The following is a 14,975-nucleotide window of genomic DNA, read 5'->3' on the forward strand; positions in this document are numbered from 1 at the left end:
AGCGGGACGGAGCACGCATGACGACGACCCTGACCTTCCTCGGTGCGGCCGGCACGGTGACGGGGAGCAAGTTCCTCGTCGAGGACGGGACCAGCCGCCTCCTCGTGGACTGCGGCCTCTACCAGGGTGAGCGTCGCTGGCGACGGCTCAACTGGGAACCCCCACCCGTGCCCGCCGCCGAGCTCGACGACGTGGTGCTCACGCACGCCCACCTCGACCACTGCGGATACCTCCCGGCGCTGGCCCGCCACGGGTACGGCGGCCCGGTGTGGGCGACGCACGGCACGGCGGAGCTCGCCGGCATCGTGCTGCGGGACAGTGCGCACCTGCAGGAGGAGGACGCCGTCCACGCGGCCGCGGGCCGGTGGTCCCGCCACGACCCGCCCCTCCCCCTCTACGACGCCGTCGACGCCGAACGGGCGATCGACCTCCTCCGCTCGCGGGCGTTCACCGTGGCCTTCGACCTCGCGGGAGGCGGCTCGGTGACGTTCGACCGCGCCGGCCACGTCCTGGGCTCGGCCACCGCCCTGGTCGAGGTCGGCGGGAGCAGCATCCTGTTCTCCGGGGACCTGGGCCGACCGGCTCACCCCCTCCTGCGGCCCCGGGCCCGCCCGCCCGCCGCCCGGACCGTGGTCCTCGAGTCGACGTACGGGGACCGCACCCACCCCGCGAGCGACGGGCTGCACACCGCACTCGGGGCGGCCGTCACGCGCACCATCGAGCGAGGGGGGTCGGTCGTCATCCCGGCCTTCGCGATCGACCGCACCGAGCTCGTCCTCCTCGCGCTGGCGCGGCTGCGAGCCGCCGGCTCGATCCCGGACGTCCCGGTGTACGTCGACAGCCCCATGGCCCTGCGCGCCCTCGACGTCTACTCCCGACCCGAGGCGCGGTCCGAGCTGGCCGGCTCCGGGCTGGACGAGCTGTCCGTCCTGCGGCAGCTGCGCACCGCCCACACCGCCGAGGAGTCACGGGCGCTGAACAACCCGGGCGCCCCGTGCGTCATCGTGTCCGCGTCGGGCATGGCGAGCGGGGGGCGCGTGGTCCACCACCTGCGACAGCTGCTCCCCGGCCGGCGCAACTGCGTCGTCCTCACGGGGTACCAGGCCGTCGGCACGCGAGGTCGCGACCTCCTCGAGGGAGCCCGCCAGGTCAAGATCATGGGTGAGTACGTCCGGGTCCGCGCCGAGGTCGTGAGCGACGACGAGTTCTCCGTCCACGCCGACGCGGACGAGCTCCTCCGCTGGTTGCTGGAGATGCCCACACCGCCACGGACCGTCTACCTCGTCCACGGTGAGCCCGACGCCGCCGCCGCCCTGGCGGAGCGGGTCCGAGCGGCGCTGGACTGCGTCGTCGTGGTCCCGCGGCTGGGCGAACGCGTCGTCGCCGACGAGGGCCGCACCGGGACCTAAGCCCCTGCCGCGCCCCACGCCGGGGCGATGGACTGGACGCGGGACGCCACCGCGGGTGTCCCGCGAGAGGAGAGTCATGAAAGCACTCGTGTACCACGGCCCGGGGCAGCGGTCCTGGGAGGAGGTGCCCGACCCCACCCTGACGTCGGACACGGACGCCATCGTCAAGGTCGACGCCGTCACCATCTGCGGTACCGACCTGCACATCCTCAAGGGGGACGTCCCGGCCGTCACCGACGGGCGGATCCTCGGCCACGAGGCGGTCGGCACGGTCGTCGAGGTCGGGCCGGGCGTCAGGAACGTCAAGCCCGGGGACCGCGTCCTCGTCTCGTGCATCACGTCGTGCGGCCGGTGCAGGTTCTGCCGCGAAGCCCGCTACGGGCAGTGCCTCGGAGGGGGCGGCTGGATCCTGGGCCACCTCATCGACGGCACCCAGGCGGAGTACGTCCGCGTGCCCTTCGCGGACACCTCGACGTTCCTCGTGCCCGAGGGGGTGAGTGACGAGGAGGTCCTCATGCTCGCCGACATCGGACCGACGGGCTACGAGGTCGGGGTGCTCAACGGCAGGGTCTCGCCCGGACAGACGGTCGTCGTCGTCGGGGCCGGGCCCATCGGGCTGTCGGTCATCATGGGAGCCAGGCTGTTCAGCCCGGCCCACGTGGTCGCGGTCGACATCGCGGACTCCCGCCTCGAGGCCGCCAAGCAGTTCGGCGCCGACGTCACGGTCAACCCCTCCCTCGAGGACGCGGTCGCCGTCGTCCGGGCGCTCACGGATGGTCTCGGCGCCGATGTCGCCGTCGAGGCCGTCGGCGTCCCCGCCACCTTCGAGCAGTGCACGGCCCTGGTCCGGCCGGGCGGGACCGTGGCCAACGTCGGTGTCCACGGCCAACCGGCCGTCCTCCACCTTGAGGACCTCTGGATCAAGGACGTCACGATCACGACCGGGCTCGTCGACACCAGCTCGACGCCCACCCTGCTGCGACTGGTCGCCAGTGGCCAGGTGGACGTGGCGCGCTTCGTCACCCACCGGTTCGCCATGGCGGACTTCCCCGAGGCCTACGACGTGTTCGCCGACGCGGCGACGACGCAGGCACTCAAGGTGGTCCTCACCGCCTGACGCGCACCGGGTGCGCGGCGCGCCCTCGGCCGTCGTCCTCCGGGCTCCGGGCTCAGTCGGCGGGGCCGGCGGTCTCGACGCCCAGGACGCGACGGAGGTCGGGCAGGAGGTCGGCGACCGGTCGGTCGCTCGTCAGGGCGATGAGCGTCGTGCCCCCCGGCCTCCGGCCGTCCTCCGGGGTGAAGAGCGTGACGACCTGGCCCAGGGCCGCCTCGACCTCGGCCACGGGGTCGGAGGTCTCGCCGCGCAGGTGCCGGCGCAGCACGTGGTTGTGCGCCGCGACGACCGACGCGGCCATGAGCTCGGCGCGCAGCGCGGAGCCGCCCTCCTCGCCCATCCAGTCGACGATGAACTCACGGAAGAGGCGCTGGTAGCGGGCGACGCTCGCGATCTCGCGGTCGCGCAGGGCCGGGATGGCGGTGACGAGCCGGTACCGCCGGCGGGCCCGCTCCCCCTCGGCGACGTAGTGGAGCAGGACGAGGCGCACGGCGTCGGTGACCGCGGCGATGGCCGTCCCCGCACCCGAGCTCTCGAGCCGGGCCGCGACCCGGCGCAGGAGGTCGTCGTGGTCGGGGAAGACGGCGTCCTCCTTGCTCCGGTGGTGCCGGAAGAAGGTGCTGCGCCCGACGCCGGCCCGTTCGGCGATGTCGTCGACGGTGGTGTCGTCGTAGCCGCGGTCCTCAAAGAGCGCCAGGGCCGCGTCGGCCAGCCGCTCGCGTGCCGTCGTCATCGGGCCACCTCACCACCGAGACCTTCGTCTCATCCGTCGGCCCCCGCCTTGCGATGGGACTCAGTTCCGTATGCATGATACTGCGTACCACCACCGACCCGATGGAGCAGCGCCATGTCGACCCTCGCCGTGCCCCACCCCCGAACCGTCCTCGCGGAGGTCGTGCTCCCCCGCGCCCTGACCCGCACCGGGGTCACCGTCGCGGCGGGCGCCGCCCTGACGGCGCTCGCGGCCCAGGTGGCGCTTCCCGTGCCGGGGTCCCCCGTCCCGGTGACCGGACAGACCTTCGCGGTGCTCCTCGTCGGAGCCGCGCTCGGCCCCGGACGGGCCGTGGCGAGCCAGGCGCTCTACCTCCTCCTCGGGGTGATCGGCCTCCCGGTGTTCACCCAGGGCGCCCACGGCGTCGAGGTCCTCTTCGGCGTCACCGGCGGCTACCTCGTCGGCTTCCTCGCCGCCGCGGCCATCGCCGGGCTGGGCGCGCGCCGCGGCGCCGACCGCTCGGTGGTCCGCGAGCTGGCCGTGGCCGTCGCGGCCTCGGCTGCGATCTACGCGTGCGGCGTCACCTGGCTCGCTGCCTGGACCGGGATGTCGCTCGGCGCGGCCGTCGCGGCCGGGATGCTGCCCTTCCTCCTCGGCGACGCGCTCAAGGCCCTCCTCGCCGCGGGAGTGCTCCCGGCGGCGTGGAAGGTCGTCGGCGCGGTCGAGTCGCGCGACGAGTCGCGATGAGCGCCATCGGTGGCACCGACGTGCCCGAGGGCATCGACACCTCGACGACGGCGGGGAAGCTGGCGGATCTGAAGCGGCGGGTGGCGGAGGTCGCGCAGGCGGGGTCGGCGCGGGCGGTGGACAAGCAGCACGCGCGGGGCAAGGGGACGGCGCGTGAGCGGCTGGCGTTGTTGTTGGACGAGGGCAGCTTCGTGGAGATGGACAAGTACGCGCGGCACCGGTCGGTGGCGTTCGGGGCGGACGCGAACCGCCCGTACGGTGACGGGGTGGTCACCGGGTACGGCACGGTCGACGGGCGCACGGTGGCGGTGTTCGCGCAGGACTTCACCGTGTTCGGGGGGTCGCTGGGCGAGGTGTTCGGGGAGAAGATCTGCAAGGTCATGGACTTCGCGATGAAGGTCGGCTGCCCGGTGGTCGGCCTCAACGACTCCGGTGGGGCCCGCATCCAGGAGGGGGTGGTCTCGCTCGGGCTGTACGGGGAGATCTTCCGCCGCAACGTCCACGCCTCGGGGGTGATCCCGCAGGTCTCCCTGGTCATGGGGCCCTGCGCCGGTGGGGCGGTGTACTCCCCGGCGGTCACCGACTTCACCGTCATGGTCGACGGCACCTCCCACATGTTCATCACCGGACCCGACGTGATCAAGACCGTGACCGGTGAGGACGTGGCGATGGAGGACCTGGGCGGGGCGCGCACCCACAACACCAGGTCCGGGGTCGCGCACTACATGGGCGCCGACGAGGACGACGCCATCGAGTACGTCAAGGCGCTGCTGTCCTACCTGCCGAGCAACAACATGGAGGACCCGCCGGTGTTCGGGGGCGAGAACGACCTGGCGGTCACCGAGGTCGATGCCGCCCTAGACACCCTGATCCCGGACTCGGCCAACGTCCCCTACGACATGCGCACCGTCATCGACGCCGTCGTCGACGACGCGGAGTTCCTGGAGGTCCAGCCGCTGTTCGCGCCCAACATCGTCACCGGCTTCGGGCGGGTGGAGGGCCACGCCGTCGGCATCGTCGCCAACAACCCCATGGCCCTCGCCGGGACCCTGGACATCGACGCGAGCGAGAAGGCCGCCCGGTTCGTGCGCACCTGCGACGCGTTCAACGTCCCGATCCTCACCCTGGTCGACGTGCCCGGGTTCCTGCCCGGCACCGACCAGGAATGGGACGGCATCATCCGCCGCGGCGCCAAGCTGATCTACGCCTACGCCGAGGCCACCGTCCCCCTGGTCACCGTCATCACCCGCAAGGCCTACGGCGGCGCCTACGACGTCATGGGCTCCAAACACCTCGGCGCCGACATCAACCTGGCCTGGCCCACCGCCCAGATCGCGGTCATGGGCGCCCAGGGCGCGGTCAACATCCTCTACCGCAAAGAGCTCACCGCAGCCGCCGAACGCGGCGAGTCCCTCGAGGACGCCCGCGCACGGTTCATCACCGCCTACGAAGACGCCCTGGCCAACCCCTACATCGCCGCCGAACGCGGCTACATCGACACCGTCATCACCCCCTCCAACACCCGCCTGAACATCACCAAAGCCCTGCGCGCGCTGCGCACCAAACGCCAGAGCCTGCCCCCCAAGAAACACGGAAACATCCCACTCTGACATGGACACCACCCACCCCACGACACTCACCGTGACCGGCGGCGCCACCCCCGAGGAGGTCGCCGCGATCGTCACGGTCCTGGGCGCCCTGTCGGGAGGCGACGACACGAACCCGGAGCCCGACCGCTCCCGCTGGGCCGTGCGAACCGCCACCCTGCGCAGCCCCGTCACCGCCGGACCCGGCGCCTGGCGACACCCGCACCGCTGACCCGAACACCCCTGGGAGAGAACGTGAAGACAGTCCTCATCGCCAACCGTGGAGAGATCGCGGTGCGGATCGCGCGTGCGTGTCGGGATCATGGCGTGCGCTCGGTCGCCGTGTACGCCGACCCCGACCGCGACGCCCTCCACGTGCGCGTCGCCGACGAGGCGTACGCCCTCGGCGGCACGACCCCGGCGGATTCGTACTTGCTGCAGGACAAGCTCATCGAGGTCGCCCGGCAGGCCGGCGCCGACGCGGTGCACCCGGGGTACGGCTTCCTCGCGGAGAACGCCGAGTTCGCGCAGAAGGTGATCGACGCGGGGCTGACCTGGATCGGACCCGGCCCCGAGGCCATCGACTCCCTCGGTGACAAGGTCAAGGCGCGCCACATCGCCCTGGCCGCCAACGCCCCGCTGGTGCCCGGCACCGCGGACCCGGTGGCCGGGCCCGAGGAGGTCGTGGCGTTCGCGGCCGAGCACGGCCTGCCGGTGGCGATCAAGGCCGCGTACGGCGGTGGCGGGCGCGGCCTGAAGGTCGCGCGCACCATCGAGGAGATCCCCGAGCTGTTCGAGTCCGCGGTGCGTGAGGCGGTCACCGCGTTCGGGCGCGGCGAGTGCTTCGTCGAGCGGTTCCTGGACCACCCCCGGCACGTGGAGACCCAGTGCCTGGCCGACACCCACGGCACCGTCGTGGTGGTCTCCACCCGCGACTGCTCGCTGCAACGCCGCAACCAGAAGCTCGTCGAGGAGGCCCCCGCCCCGTTCCTCACGCCTGAGCAGCACGCCGAGCTGGTCCGGGCGTCCAAGGAGATCCTGACCGCGGCCGGGTACGTCGGCGCCGGGACCTGCGAGTTCCTCATCGGGCCGCAGGGCGACATCTCCTTCCTGGAGGTCAACACCCGCCTGCAGGTCGAGCACCCGGTCTCCGAGGAGGTCACCGGCATCGACCTGGTCCGTGAGCAGCTGCGCATCGCCGACGGCGAACCCATCGGCTACCCCGACCCGGCCCCGCACGCGCACTCCATCGAGTTCCGCATCAACGGCGAGGACGCCGGCCGCGGCTTCCTCCCGGCGCCCGGCACGGTCACCCGGATGACGGTGCCGACCGGCCCCGGCGTGCGCTGGGACGCCGGCATCATCGCCGGCGACACCGTCGCCGGCGCGTTCGACTCCATGATCGCCAAGCTCGTCGTCACCGGCGCCACCCGCACCCAGGCCCTGCAGCGGGCCCGCCGCGCCCTGGCCGAGCTCGTCATCGAGGGCATGCCCACCGTGCTGCCCTTCCACCAAGCCGTCGTCACCGACCCCGCGTTCGCCCCGACCGACCCCGACCAGCCCTTCACCGTCCACACCCGCTGGATCGAGACCGAGTTCGACAACACCATCGAACCCTGGACCGGCCCCACCACCGACACCACACCCCAGACCCCGCCACGGCAGAGCATCATCGTCGAGGTCGACGGCAAACGCCTCGAGGTCACCCTCCCCGCCGGCCTCACCACCAGCACCAGCAGCAGCGGCGGCACCGGTGGCGGGTCACGTCAGAAAGCCCCCCGCCGCAGCGCCGGCACCACGACCGGCACCGCCGCCTCCGGCAACTCCCTGACCGCCCCCATGCAAGGCACCATCGTCAAGGTCGCCGTCACCAACGGCGACACCGTCACCGCCGGCGACCTCGTCGTCGTCCTCGAAGCCATGAAGATGGAACAACCCCTCACCGCCCACAAGACCGGCACCATCACCAACCTCACCGCCACCATCGGCGCCACCGTCACCAACGGCGCCATCCTCTGCGACATCACCGACCCCCAGAGCTGACCCCGGCGCAGCGAGGTCGACCCGTCAGCGGTGGCTGAACGCCGGGCGGGGGCGCCCGTCGTCGACGACCTCGGGGATGCCCAGCCACTGGCTGCGCTCCTCCCCCATGTGGGTCGCGACGAACTTCTCGAACGGCACCGGCTCCCCGATGAGGTAGCCCTGCGCGAAGTCGACACCGAGCTCCCGCACGACGTTGAGCGCGCCCTCGTCGGTGACGAACTCGGCCACGGTCCGCTTGCCGAGCGAGCGGGCGATGCCGAGGACGGACCGGAGGATGGCGCGGTCGACGGCCGACTCGTGGGCGCCCTTGACGAACTCGCCGTCGATCTTGATCGTGTCGAAGCTGAGGTGCTTGAGGTAGTAGAACGAGCCGTAGCCGGAGCCGAAGTCGTCGAGGGCGAACTCCACCCCGAGCGCCCGCAGCGGCTCGGCGAAGCGCCGGGCGGCCCGCACGTCGGACACGGCCGCGGTCTCGGTGACCTCGACGACGAGGCGGCTGGCGTCGACCCCCTTCTCGCGCAGGAGGCTCTCGAGGGTGAGCGAGATCGACGGGTCCCCGATGGAGTGCGCCGACAGGTTGATGCCGAGCCGGATGTCGGGGTCGATGCGCAGGAGGCGGGCCAGCATGTCGGCGGCGTTGCGGGCGACCCACCCGTCGATGGCCGGGGCGAGCCCCGCCCGCTCGGCGACCTTGATGAACGCCCCCGGCGCGACCGCGACCTCGCGGTCGACGAGCCGGATGAGCGCCTCGGCCCCGGTGATCCGGCCGGTGTCGAGGTGGAGCACCGGCTGGAGGTAGAGCTCGAACAGGTCGTTCTCGAGGGCGTTCTCGATGCGGGACTTCCACTCCATCGCCGCGAAGGTCCGCGGCTGGACGCCGTTGCTGTCGTCGAGGACGGCGAACCGGTCGCGGCCGGCCTCCTTGGCGTCGTACATGAGCATGTCGGCCAGGGCGAGGATGTTCTCGGTGCGGGCGGCGGCCGCCGCGAAGGTCACGACCCCGATGCTCGCGGTGACGCGCCGCGCCGCTCCCTCGAGGGTGCGGCTGTTGTCGCGGACCCGTTCGACGATGGAGTCGGCGACGTGGCCGGCCCCGGAGCGGTCGGCATCGGGCAGGAGGATGGCGAACTCGTCGCCACCGAGCCGCGCCACGAGGTCGGTCTCGCGCAGCGTCCCACGCAGCAGCGCCGCGACGGAGACGATGAGCTCGTCGCCGGCGTCGTGGCCACGGGTGTCGTTGACCTCCTTGAAGTGGTCGAGGTCCATGAGGATGAGCGCGCCCGTGGGCCCGGAGCGGGCGCACCGGGCGAGGTGCTCCTCGAGGGCGAGGTCGAACCGGCGACGGTTCGGCAGCCCGGTGAGGACGTCGTGGTCGGCGAGGTGGGAGAGCTGCTGCTCGTACTGGCGACGCTCGGAGACGTCGACCACGTTGACGAGGATGACGTCCTCGTCGGCCTGGGAGGAGATGACCCGGCTCGTCAGCGACACGTGGACGTCCTCGCCGAGGGGCCCGGGGATGGTCCACTCGCCGGCGACGCGCAGCCCCGGGTGGAGGACGGCGTCGCCGAGGTGGCGGGCCACCTCGTCGCTGTTGTCGGGGGCCAGGTCGCCGAACGGGCGGCCGACGAGGTCGTCGACCTCGCGGCCCACCATCGTCATGAGCGACTCGTTGACCTGCAGCACGACCCCACGCAGGTCGAGGACCGCGACACCGTGCGGGGCGTCGGCGATGAGCCGCTCGGTGCGGGAGTGCGCGGCGCGCAGGTCGTCGAGGCGGCGGTGCTCGTCGGTGACGTCTCGCAGGACGAGGAGCGCCCGGTCGGGGACGCCGGTGGCGGTGTCGGCGAGGGGCGCGGCGTCGACGGAGACGAGGCGCGGCTGGCCGCGGTGCATGTCGTCGGCCTCGACGACGAGGCCGCGCACCGTCTCACCGGAGAGCGCGATGCGCGAGGGCCGCTCACCCGCCGGGAGGACGGAGCCGTCGACCCGGCTGCGGGGCGGGGCGACGTAGGCGTCGAGCCGGCCGGTCGTGCTGTCCTCGGCGACGGCGAGCCAGCGCCGGGCGGCGTTGTTGTGGAGCACGACGCTGCCGTCGCCGTCGAGCACGACGAGGGCGTCGGGGATCGTCTCGGTGATGACGCGGAGGTCCTCGGCCTGGCGGCGCGCGGTCCGTCCGGCGTCGGCGACGTCGGCGACGAGGCGGTCCCGCTCCCACTGGGTCGTCGAGAGCACGAGGGTGAGGACCGTCGCGAGGAGCATGAACGCCTGGAGGGTCAGGGCCTGCCCGGCGACGTCGCCGACGTCGCCGAACGGGCCCCCGGGGGTCACGAGGACGAGCACGAGCGTCACGATCGCGGTGAGGGCGCCGTGGAGCGCCGCGAGCGGGACGGGGAGGCGCAGGCCGCCCCAGACGAGGACCGCCAGCGGGAGGAAGGAGAGCGAGACGGTGCGGCCCGGACCGAAGACGAGCCAGAGCACGAAGCCGGCGACGACGAGGATCGGCACGGCCTCGGCGAGGTGCCGGCGGGTGATGAGCGAGCGCGCGTCCTGCAGGGCGAGGCCGGTACCGGCGATGACGATGACGGCGGCCCCGTTGCGCAGCACCCAGCCGAGGGCGGTCTGCGCGGACACGCTCGTGCCGCCGACGGTGAGCGCGACCATCCCGATGCCCGAGCTGAGGACGACGGCGGAGGCGGCGGCGATGAGGAAGCGGACGACGTCCCCGAGCCGCCGCAACGGTGGCGCCCCCCGGGTCCAGTCGGCACTGGCCGCGGCGTAGCGGTCGGTGAGCCAGACGTACGCGGAGGCGGTCCCGACGACGGTGAGGACGTTGGCGAGGCCGATGATCGGCGAGGACCACACCTGCACCCCGGTGAGCGCGTTCCCGACCGTGGCCATGACCCAGACGAGGACGCCGACGACGAGGCGCTCCTGGGTGCTGACGGCACGCAGCGCCCAGACGACGCCGATGCCCGCGGCCGGCCAGAAGAGGGCCAGCCCGGTCTCGGGCAGCACCGTGAGGCGCCCGACGACGATCGCGAGCGCGTAGGCGGCGGTGAACACCGCCGTTCTGCGGACCAACGTCTCCACGCCTCTCGGACTACGGGCCACGGGCACCCCTGCCGTCCTCAGTATGGGGTCCGTCGCGCGGATGCGTCGCCCGAACACGGAACACGGGCCACACTGCTCCCATGGATTTCACGGCACCGCTGCAGGCGACCGGGGGCACGACCACCGGGTTCGTCGTCCCTGACGCCCTCGTCGACGAGCTGGGCGCCGGCCGTCGCCCGAAGGTCGTCGCGACCCTCGGGACGCACACGTGGCGCACGAGCATCGCGGCGATGGGCGGGCAGTTCTGGCTCGGGGTCAGCGCGGCGAACCGCGAGGCGGCGGGGGTGGCCGCGGGCGAGACGCACACGGTCACCGTGGAGGTCGACACCGCCCCGCGCACGGTCGAGGTGCCCGACGACCTCGCCGCGGCGCTCACCGCGGCACCCGCTGCGGCGGCCGGCTGGGACCGGCTGACGTTCAGCGCCCGGCGGGCTCACGCCGAGGCCGTCCTGGGGGCGAAGAGGCCCGAGACGCGCGCGCGACGCATCGAGGCCGTCGTCGCGGCGCTCACCGGGTGATGGCCGGGACCGTCCCGCCTTCGCCGCGGCGATGACGCGCATCGAGGCCGTCCGGGGCGACATCACGACCCAGGATGTCGACGCCGTCGTCAACGCGGCGAGCTCCGCGCTCCTCGGCGGCGGGGGTGTCGACGGCGCCATCCACGCGGCCGCGGGACCGGCCCTGCTCGAGGAGTGCCGCCGGCTGCGCCGCACCACCCTCCCGGACGGGCTGGCCGTCGGGGACGCCGTCGCCACCGGTGCCGGGGCGCTGCCGGCCCGCCACGTCATCCACACGGTCGGTCCGAACCGGCACCGCGGGCAGACCGACCCGGCGCTGCTCGCCTCCTGCTTCACCCGCAGCCTCGCGGTCGCCCGGGAGGTGGGCGCCCGCAGCGTCGCCCTGCCCGCGGTGGGCGCGGGGGTCTACGGCTGGGACGGGCGGGAGGTCGCCGAGGTGGCGGTCACGGCGGTCCTCGCCGACACCGCGGCCGCGCCCGGTCTCGACCTCGTGCGCTTCGTCCTGTTCTCGCAGCGGCTCCTCGACGCCTTCACGGCGGCGCTCACCCGGCACACCGGCACCTGAGGGCGGGCGCCACCGGACGAGGGCCCCGGGACGCCGACGGGCCCCGCACCGTGAGGTGGGGGCCCGTCGGGGGTGCGGCGCGCGGCGCCGCGTGGTCAGTTGACCGTGACGTGGACGTGGTCCATGTGGTTCTGGGTCGGCGACCCGCGGTCCTCCATCGTGCTCCAGCCCTCGCCCGGCGCCCAGTAGCGCTGCTGCCAGATGAGGTACTTGACGTTGAAGGTGCCGACGTTCGCCTGGACGAACTGGGCGATGGCGTCACCCTGCGACGAGCTGGTGATCATGATGTCGACCGCGTGGCCGGTGCCGTGCTCACCCGCGCCGGCGCGGAAGCCGCCGATGCTCGAGGGGTTGAAGTTCGCGTGGACCGCGGTGCACAGGCGCGCCGCGTCGTTGACGAGGCCGATGCCCGAGCACCGGCTCGAGATGCCGACGCCGCTGACCTTGACGGCCCGGCTCGAGCTGCTGCTCGACGACGAGGACGAGGACGTCTCCTCGACGGTCGGCTTCGGCTTCGGCTTGGGCTTGGCGACGGCCTTGACGCCGAAGACACCCACCTGGTCGGGGGCGGCCGGCGCGGCATCGGCCGGGGCGGAGACCGCCGGGGCCGGCGCCTGGGCGGCGCGGGAGGCCGAGCGGGAGGCCACCTCGGAGGCGCGGCCCTCGAGGGCGGCGCTCGTCGTGGTGGGCAGGCTCAGCGCTGCGGCACCGGGCTCGGCCCCCACGGGGAGGGCCAGGGCTGCGGCGGCACCGGCGACGACACCGAGGCTGGCGATGGACTTGACGGCCCACGACGCACTGCGGCGCTGGAACCCGTCAGGGAGACGGCGGACGGCACCTGGAGCACGGCGGCGACCGGGAACACGAGATCGTGACACGGGTGGGACTTGCCTTCCGGGGCGGGTACTGATCTGGACCACCGTAGGCCACGGGACGGCGAAACGTCACATTCCGGTAACGGGGATCGAGACGCGTGACCGAGGACGGTCCCGTGGCCGAGTCCGGTCCCAGGCCGCTGACCTGCGGCTTTCGTCATCTCGGACGCGGCCTGAGCGCTCTCTCAGGCCGGGGCGGTGTGTCTCAGGTCGCCTGGACGAAGACGTGCGAGGCGATGTCGCTGGGCAGCGAGACGCCCGTGGACTCCGGCGCCCCGTCGCGGAAGGCGACGACGCGCGTGCCGTCGCGGCGGACCCGGGCCGGCTGGCCGGGCATGAGGCCGGCCGCGGTGAGCAGCCCGAGGGCCTCGCCGTCGACCTGCACCGGCTCGCCGATCCGCCGCACGACGACGGTGGCGACCGTGTCGGTGGCGATGTCGTCGAGGGTGGTGAGGCCGTGGCGGAAGTCGATGCGCTCGCCGAGGTCGCCGAGCTCCTCGAGCCCGGGGATCGGGTTGCCGTAGGGCGAGAGCGCGTGGTCGGGGAGGATCTCGAGGATCTTGCGCTCGACCCGCTCGGACATCACGTGCTCCCAGCGGCACGCCTCGTCGTGGACGAACTCCCACTCGAGGCCGATGACGTCGACGAGGAGCCGCTCGGCGATGCGGTGCTTGCGCATGACCCGGGTCGCGAGGAGCCGGCCGTGCTCGGACAGCTCGAGGTGGCGGTCGCCGGCGACGTGGAGCAACCCGTCGCGCTCCATCCGGCCGACGGTCTGCGAGACGGTGGGGCCGGAGTGCCCGAGGCGCTCGGCGATGCGGGCGCGCAGCGGCGTGATCCCCTCCTCCTCGAGCTCGAAGATGGTGCGGAGGTACATCTCCGTGGTGTCGATGAGGTCCGTCACGCGTCCCAGCCTACGGGGCGCCTCGGACAGCCGCGGCCCCCAGTCCGCGTGCGCACGGGTGGGGTGGCGTCGACCCCGGGGTCAGGGGTCGCGGCGGCATCAGGAGTCGGGGGCGGCGGCGGGATCAGGGAGTCGGGGGCGGAGCCGGGCGCCGGCGGGGGTCGAACTCGGGAAGCCACCTCCACAGCCACGCCCCTCCGGCGAGGGCGAGTGCGCCGACGACGACGCTCGCGGTCCCGATGGACGCCACCGCCGCGACCGCGCCGACGACGACCGACGCCCCGTTGTGCCCGACGAGGGAGAGCAGCCGCCAGAGCCCGAGGAAGGGCGCGCGGCCGACCGCCGGGGCGGCGTCGGCGCCGAGGGTCATGACGATGCCGGACCCGAGCCCGTTGCCGACGCCCATGAGGAGCGCCACGACGGCGACCCCGGCGAGCGTGGTCGTCAGCGGCAGGACGACGAGGCCCAGGCCGACCAGGGCCGCGACGGGGACGGCGACCCAGACCCGGCCGTGCCGGTCCATGACGGTGCCCGCCGGCCAGAAGAGGACGACCTCGACGAACGCGGCGGCCGCGAAGACGAGCGAGGTCTGCGCCGCGGTGAGGCCGACGTGCTCGGCCCACAGCGGGACGACGACGACCCGCGCCGAGCGCGCGAGCCCGATGGCGAGGACCCCGAGCCCGACGGTGAGCAGGACGTGGCGGTGGCGGCGGACGACCTCGACGACCGGCATCCGCTCGCTCGCGGGACCGCCGCTCCCCCTCGCCCCCAGGTCGCCGGCGCCCCACGCGACCGCGGCGGCGAGCAGTCCCGCGACGACGGCGATGGAGAAGGCGCTGCGCGGGCCCCACTGCGCGACCACGGGCGCCCCGATGAGGGGTCCGACGAGCAGGCCGATCCGGGTGACCCCGCCGAGGGTCGACATGGCCCGGGCCCGCAGGTGCACCGGTGCGGCTCCGGTGAGGTAGGACTGGCGGGCGAGGAGGAAGACCGCCCCCGACGGGCCGGTGAGGACGACGGCCAGGCCGAGCACCCACAGGCTCGGCGCGAGGAGGGCGAGGAGGCAGGCGGCGGCGTCGGCGACCCCGGCGAGGACGAGGGCACGCCGTTCACCGATCCGCTCGACGACGACCCCGGCCGGGACGGCGGAGACGAACTCCGAGAGGGTGCCGAGGCCGACGAAGAGGGCGGCGAGGCCGACCGATGCCCCGAGGTCGCGGGCGGACAGCGCGATGACGGGCAGCACCGCGCCCGCGCCGACCGACCAGATGATCGACGGGCCGAAGGCCGGGACCGCGATCCGCCGCAGGGTGAACTCCTCGGCCACGCGCCCTCCCTCCCGTGTCGCTCGCCGTCGACCAACTTATCTTGACATCAAGATATACCGCCGG

Annotated in this window: 13 protein-coding genes; 8 read left to right on the forward strand and 5 right to left on the reverse strand. The window is 73.5% G+C overall.

Going from position 1 to position 14,975, the window contains the following annotated elements:
* Positions 1 to 17: 17 nt before the first annotated feature.
* Positions 18 to 1,409, forward strand: coding sequence for an MBL fold metallo-hydrolase RNA specificity domain-containing protein (locus ACFWN3_RS06925; RefSeq protein WP_377644682.1), 1,392 nt, complete (start codon positions 18 to 20; stop codon positions 1,407 to 1,409).
* 76 nt (positions 1,410 to 1,485) lie between these two features.
* Positions 1,486 to 2,526, forward strand: coding sequence for a zinc-dependent alcohol dehydrogenase family protein (locus ACFWN3_RS06930; RefSeq protein WP_377644684.1), 1,041 nt, complete (start codon positions 1,486 to 1,488; stop codon positions 2,524 to 2,526).
* A 52-nt stretch (positions 2,527 to 2,578) separates the two neighbouring features.
* Here ACFWN3_RS06930 and ACFWN3_RS06935 read toward each other — a convergent pair whose 3' ends face one another.
* Positions 2,579 to 3,256 carry a TetR/AcrR family transcriptional regulator gene (locus tag ACFWN3_RS06935; protein WP_377644685.1) on the reverse strand — a complete coding sequence of 226 codons (678 nt, stop codon included), beginning with the start codon at positions 3,254 to 3,256 and terminating at the stop codon, positions 2,579 to 2,581.
* A 114-nt stretch (positions 3,257 to 3,370) separates the two neighbouring features.
* Between ACFWN3_RS06935 and ACFWN3_RS06940 the strand changes: the two genes are divergently transcribed.
* The 4 genes from ACFWN3_RS06940 to ACFWN3_RS06955 are packed head-to-tail and all read left to right on the forward strand — an operon-like array spanning position 3,371 to position 7,611.
* Positions 3,371 to 3,982 (forward strand): biotin transporter BioY, encoded by a 612-nt coding sequence (locus ACFWN3_RS06940; protein WP_377644687.1) that lies wholly within the window; start codon positions 3,371 to 3,373, stop codon positions 3,980 to 3,982.
* Positions 3,979 to 5,592, forward strand: a complete 1,614-nt coding sequence (locus tag ACFWN3_RS06945; protein ID WP_377644689.1) for an acyl-CoA carboxylase subunit beta — start codon at positions 3,979 to 3,981, stop codon at positions 5,590 to 5,592. Before ACFWN3_RS06940 ends, ACFWN3_RS06945 begins: the two co-directional genes overlap by 4 nt.
* A 1-nt stretch (position 5,593) precedes the next feature.
* Positions 5,594 to 5,800 carry an acyl-CoA carboxylase subunit epsilon gene (locus ACFWN3_RS06950; RefSeq protein WP_377644691.1) on the forward strand — a complete coding sequence of 69 codons (207 nt, stop codon included), beginning with the start codon at positions 5,594 to 5,596 and terminating at the stop codon, positions 5,798 to 5,800.
* A gap of 23 nt (positions 5,801 to 5,823) precedes the next feature.
* Positions 5,824 to 7,611, forward strand: coding sequence for an acetyl/propionyl/methylcrotonyl-CoA carboxylase subunit alpha (locus ACFWN3_RS06955; protein WP_377644693.1), 1,788 nt, complete (start codon positions 5,824 to 5,826; stop codon positions 7,609 to 7,611).
* A gap of 24 nt (positions 7,612 to 7,635) precedes the next feature.
* Here the strand turns inward: ACFWN3_RS06955 and ACFWN3_RS06960 are convergent, their stop codons facing one another.
* Positions 7,636 to 10,701, reverse strand: a complete 3,066-nt coding sequence (locus ACFWN3_RS06960) for an EAL domain-containing protein (RefSeq protein WP_377644695.1) — start codon at positions 10,699 to 10,701, stop codon at positions 7,636 to 7,638.
* A gap of 101 nt (positions 10,702 to 10,802) precedes the next feature.
* On the opposite strand from ACFWN3_RS06960, the gene ACFWN3_RS06965 reads away from it, so the two are divergent.
* The gene (locus ACFWN3_RS06965; RefSeq protein WP_377644697.1) at positions 10,803 to 11,240 is read left to right on the forward strand and encodes a YdeI/OmpD-associated family protein; all 438 of its coding nucleotides are present in this window, start codon (positions 10,803 to 10,805) and stop codon (positions 11,238 to 11,240) included.
* A gap of 31 nt (positions 11,241 to 11,271) precedes the next feature.
* Positions 11,272 to 11,805 carry an O-acetyl-ADP-ribose deacetylase gene (locus ACFWN3_RS06970; RefSeq protein ID WP_377644699.1) on the forward strand — a complete coding sequence of 178 codons (534 nt, stop codon included), beginning with the start codon at positions 11,272 to 11,274 and terminating at the stop codon, positions 11,803 to 11,805.
* Positions 11,806 to 11,900: 95 nt separating this feature from the next.
* Here the strand turns inward: ACFWN3_RS06970 and ACFWN3_RS06975 are convergent, their stop codons facing one another.
* From ACFWN3_RS06975 to ACFWN3_RS06985, 3 genes are all read right to left on the reverse strand, one after another.
* Positions 11,901 to 12,683, reverse strand: coding sequence for a hypothetical protein (locus tag ACFWN3_RS06975; protein WP_377644701.1), 783 nt, complete (start codon positions 12,681 to 12,683; stop codon positions 11,901 to 11,903).
* Positions 12,684 to 12,885: 202 nt separating this feature from the next.
* A complete protein-coding gene (locus ACFWN3_RS06980; RefSeq protein ID WP_377644703.1) occupies positions 12,886 to 13,584 on the reverse strand; it encodes a metal-dependent transcriptional regulator in 699 nt (232 codons plus the stop codon).
* Positions 13,585 to 13,708: 124 nt separating this feature from the next.
* Complete coding sequence (locus tag ACFWN3_RS06985) at positions 13,709 to 14,911, reverse strand: MFS transporter (protein WP_377644705.1); 1,203 nt, start codon at positions 14,909 to 14,911, stop codon at positions 13,709 to 13,711.
* Between the last annotated feature and the right edge of the window lie 64 nt (positions 14,912 to 14,975).

The organism is Oryzobacter terrae (assembly GCF_042756445.1).
Lineage (GTDB): Bacteria > Actinomycetota > Actinomycetes > Actinomycetales > Dermatophilaceae > Oryzobacter > Oryzobacter terrae.

Excerpts from the sequence above, each read along its gene's own strand:
- ACFWN3_RS06925 (WP_377644682.1), top strand. The coding sequence starts at position 18 with ATGACGACGACCCTGACCTTCCTCGGTGCGGCCGGCACGGTGACGGGG.
- ACFWN3_RS06930 (WP_377644684.1), top strand. The coding sequence starts at position 1,486 with ATGAAAGCACTCGTGTACCACGGCCCGGGGCAGCGGTCCTGGGAGGAG.
- ACFWN3_RS06935 (WP_377644685.1), bottom strand. The coding sequence starts at position 3,256 with ATGACGACGGCACGCGAGCGGCTGGCCGACGCGGCCCTGGCGCTCTTT.
- ACFWN3_RS06940 (WP_377644687.1), top strand. The coding sequence starts at position 3,371 with ATGTCGACCCTCGCCGTGCCCCACCCCCGAACCGTCCTCGCGGAGGTC.
- ACFWN3_RS06945 (WP_377644689.1), top strand. The coding sequence starts at position 3,979 with ATGAGCGCCATCGGTGGCACCGACGTGCCCGAGGGCATCGACACCTCG.
- ACFWN3_RS06950 (WP_377644691.1), top strand. The coding sequence starts at position 5,594 with ATGGACACCACCCACCCCACGACACTCACCGTGACCGGCGGCGCCACC.
- ACFWN3_RS06965 (WP_377644697.1), top strand. The coding sequence starts at position 10,803 with ATGGATTTCACGGCACCGCTGCAGGCGACCGGGGGCACGACCACCGGG.
- ACFWN3_RS06970 (WP_377644699.1), top strand. The coding sequence starts at position 11,272 with ATGACGCGCATCGAGGCCGTCCGGGGCGACATCACGACCCAGGATGTC.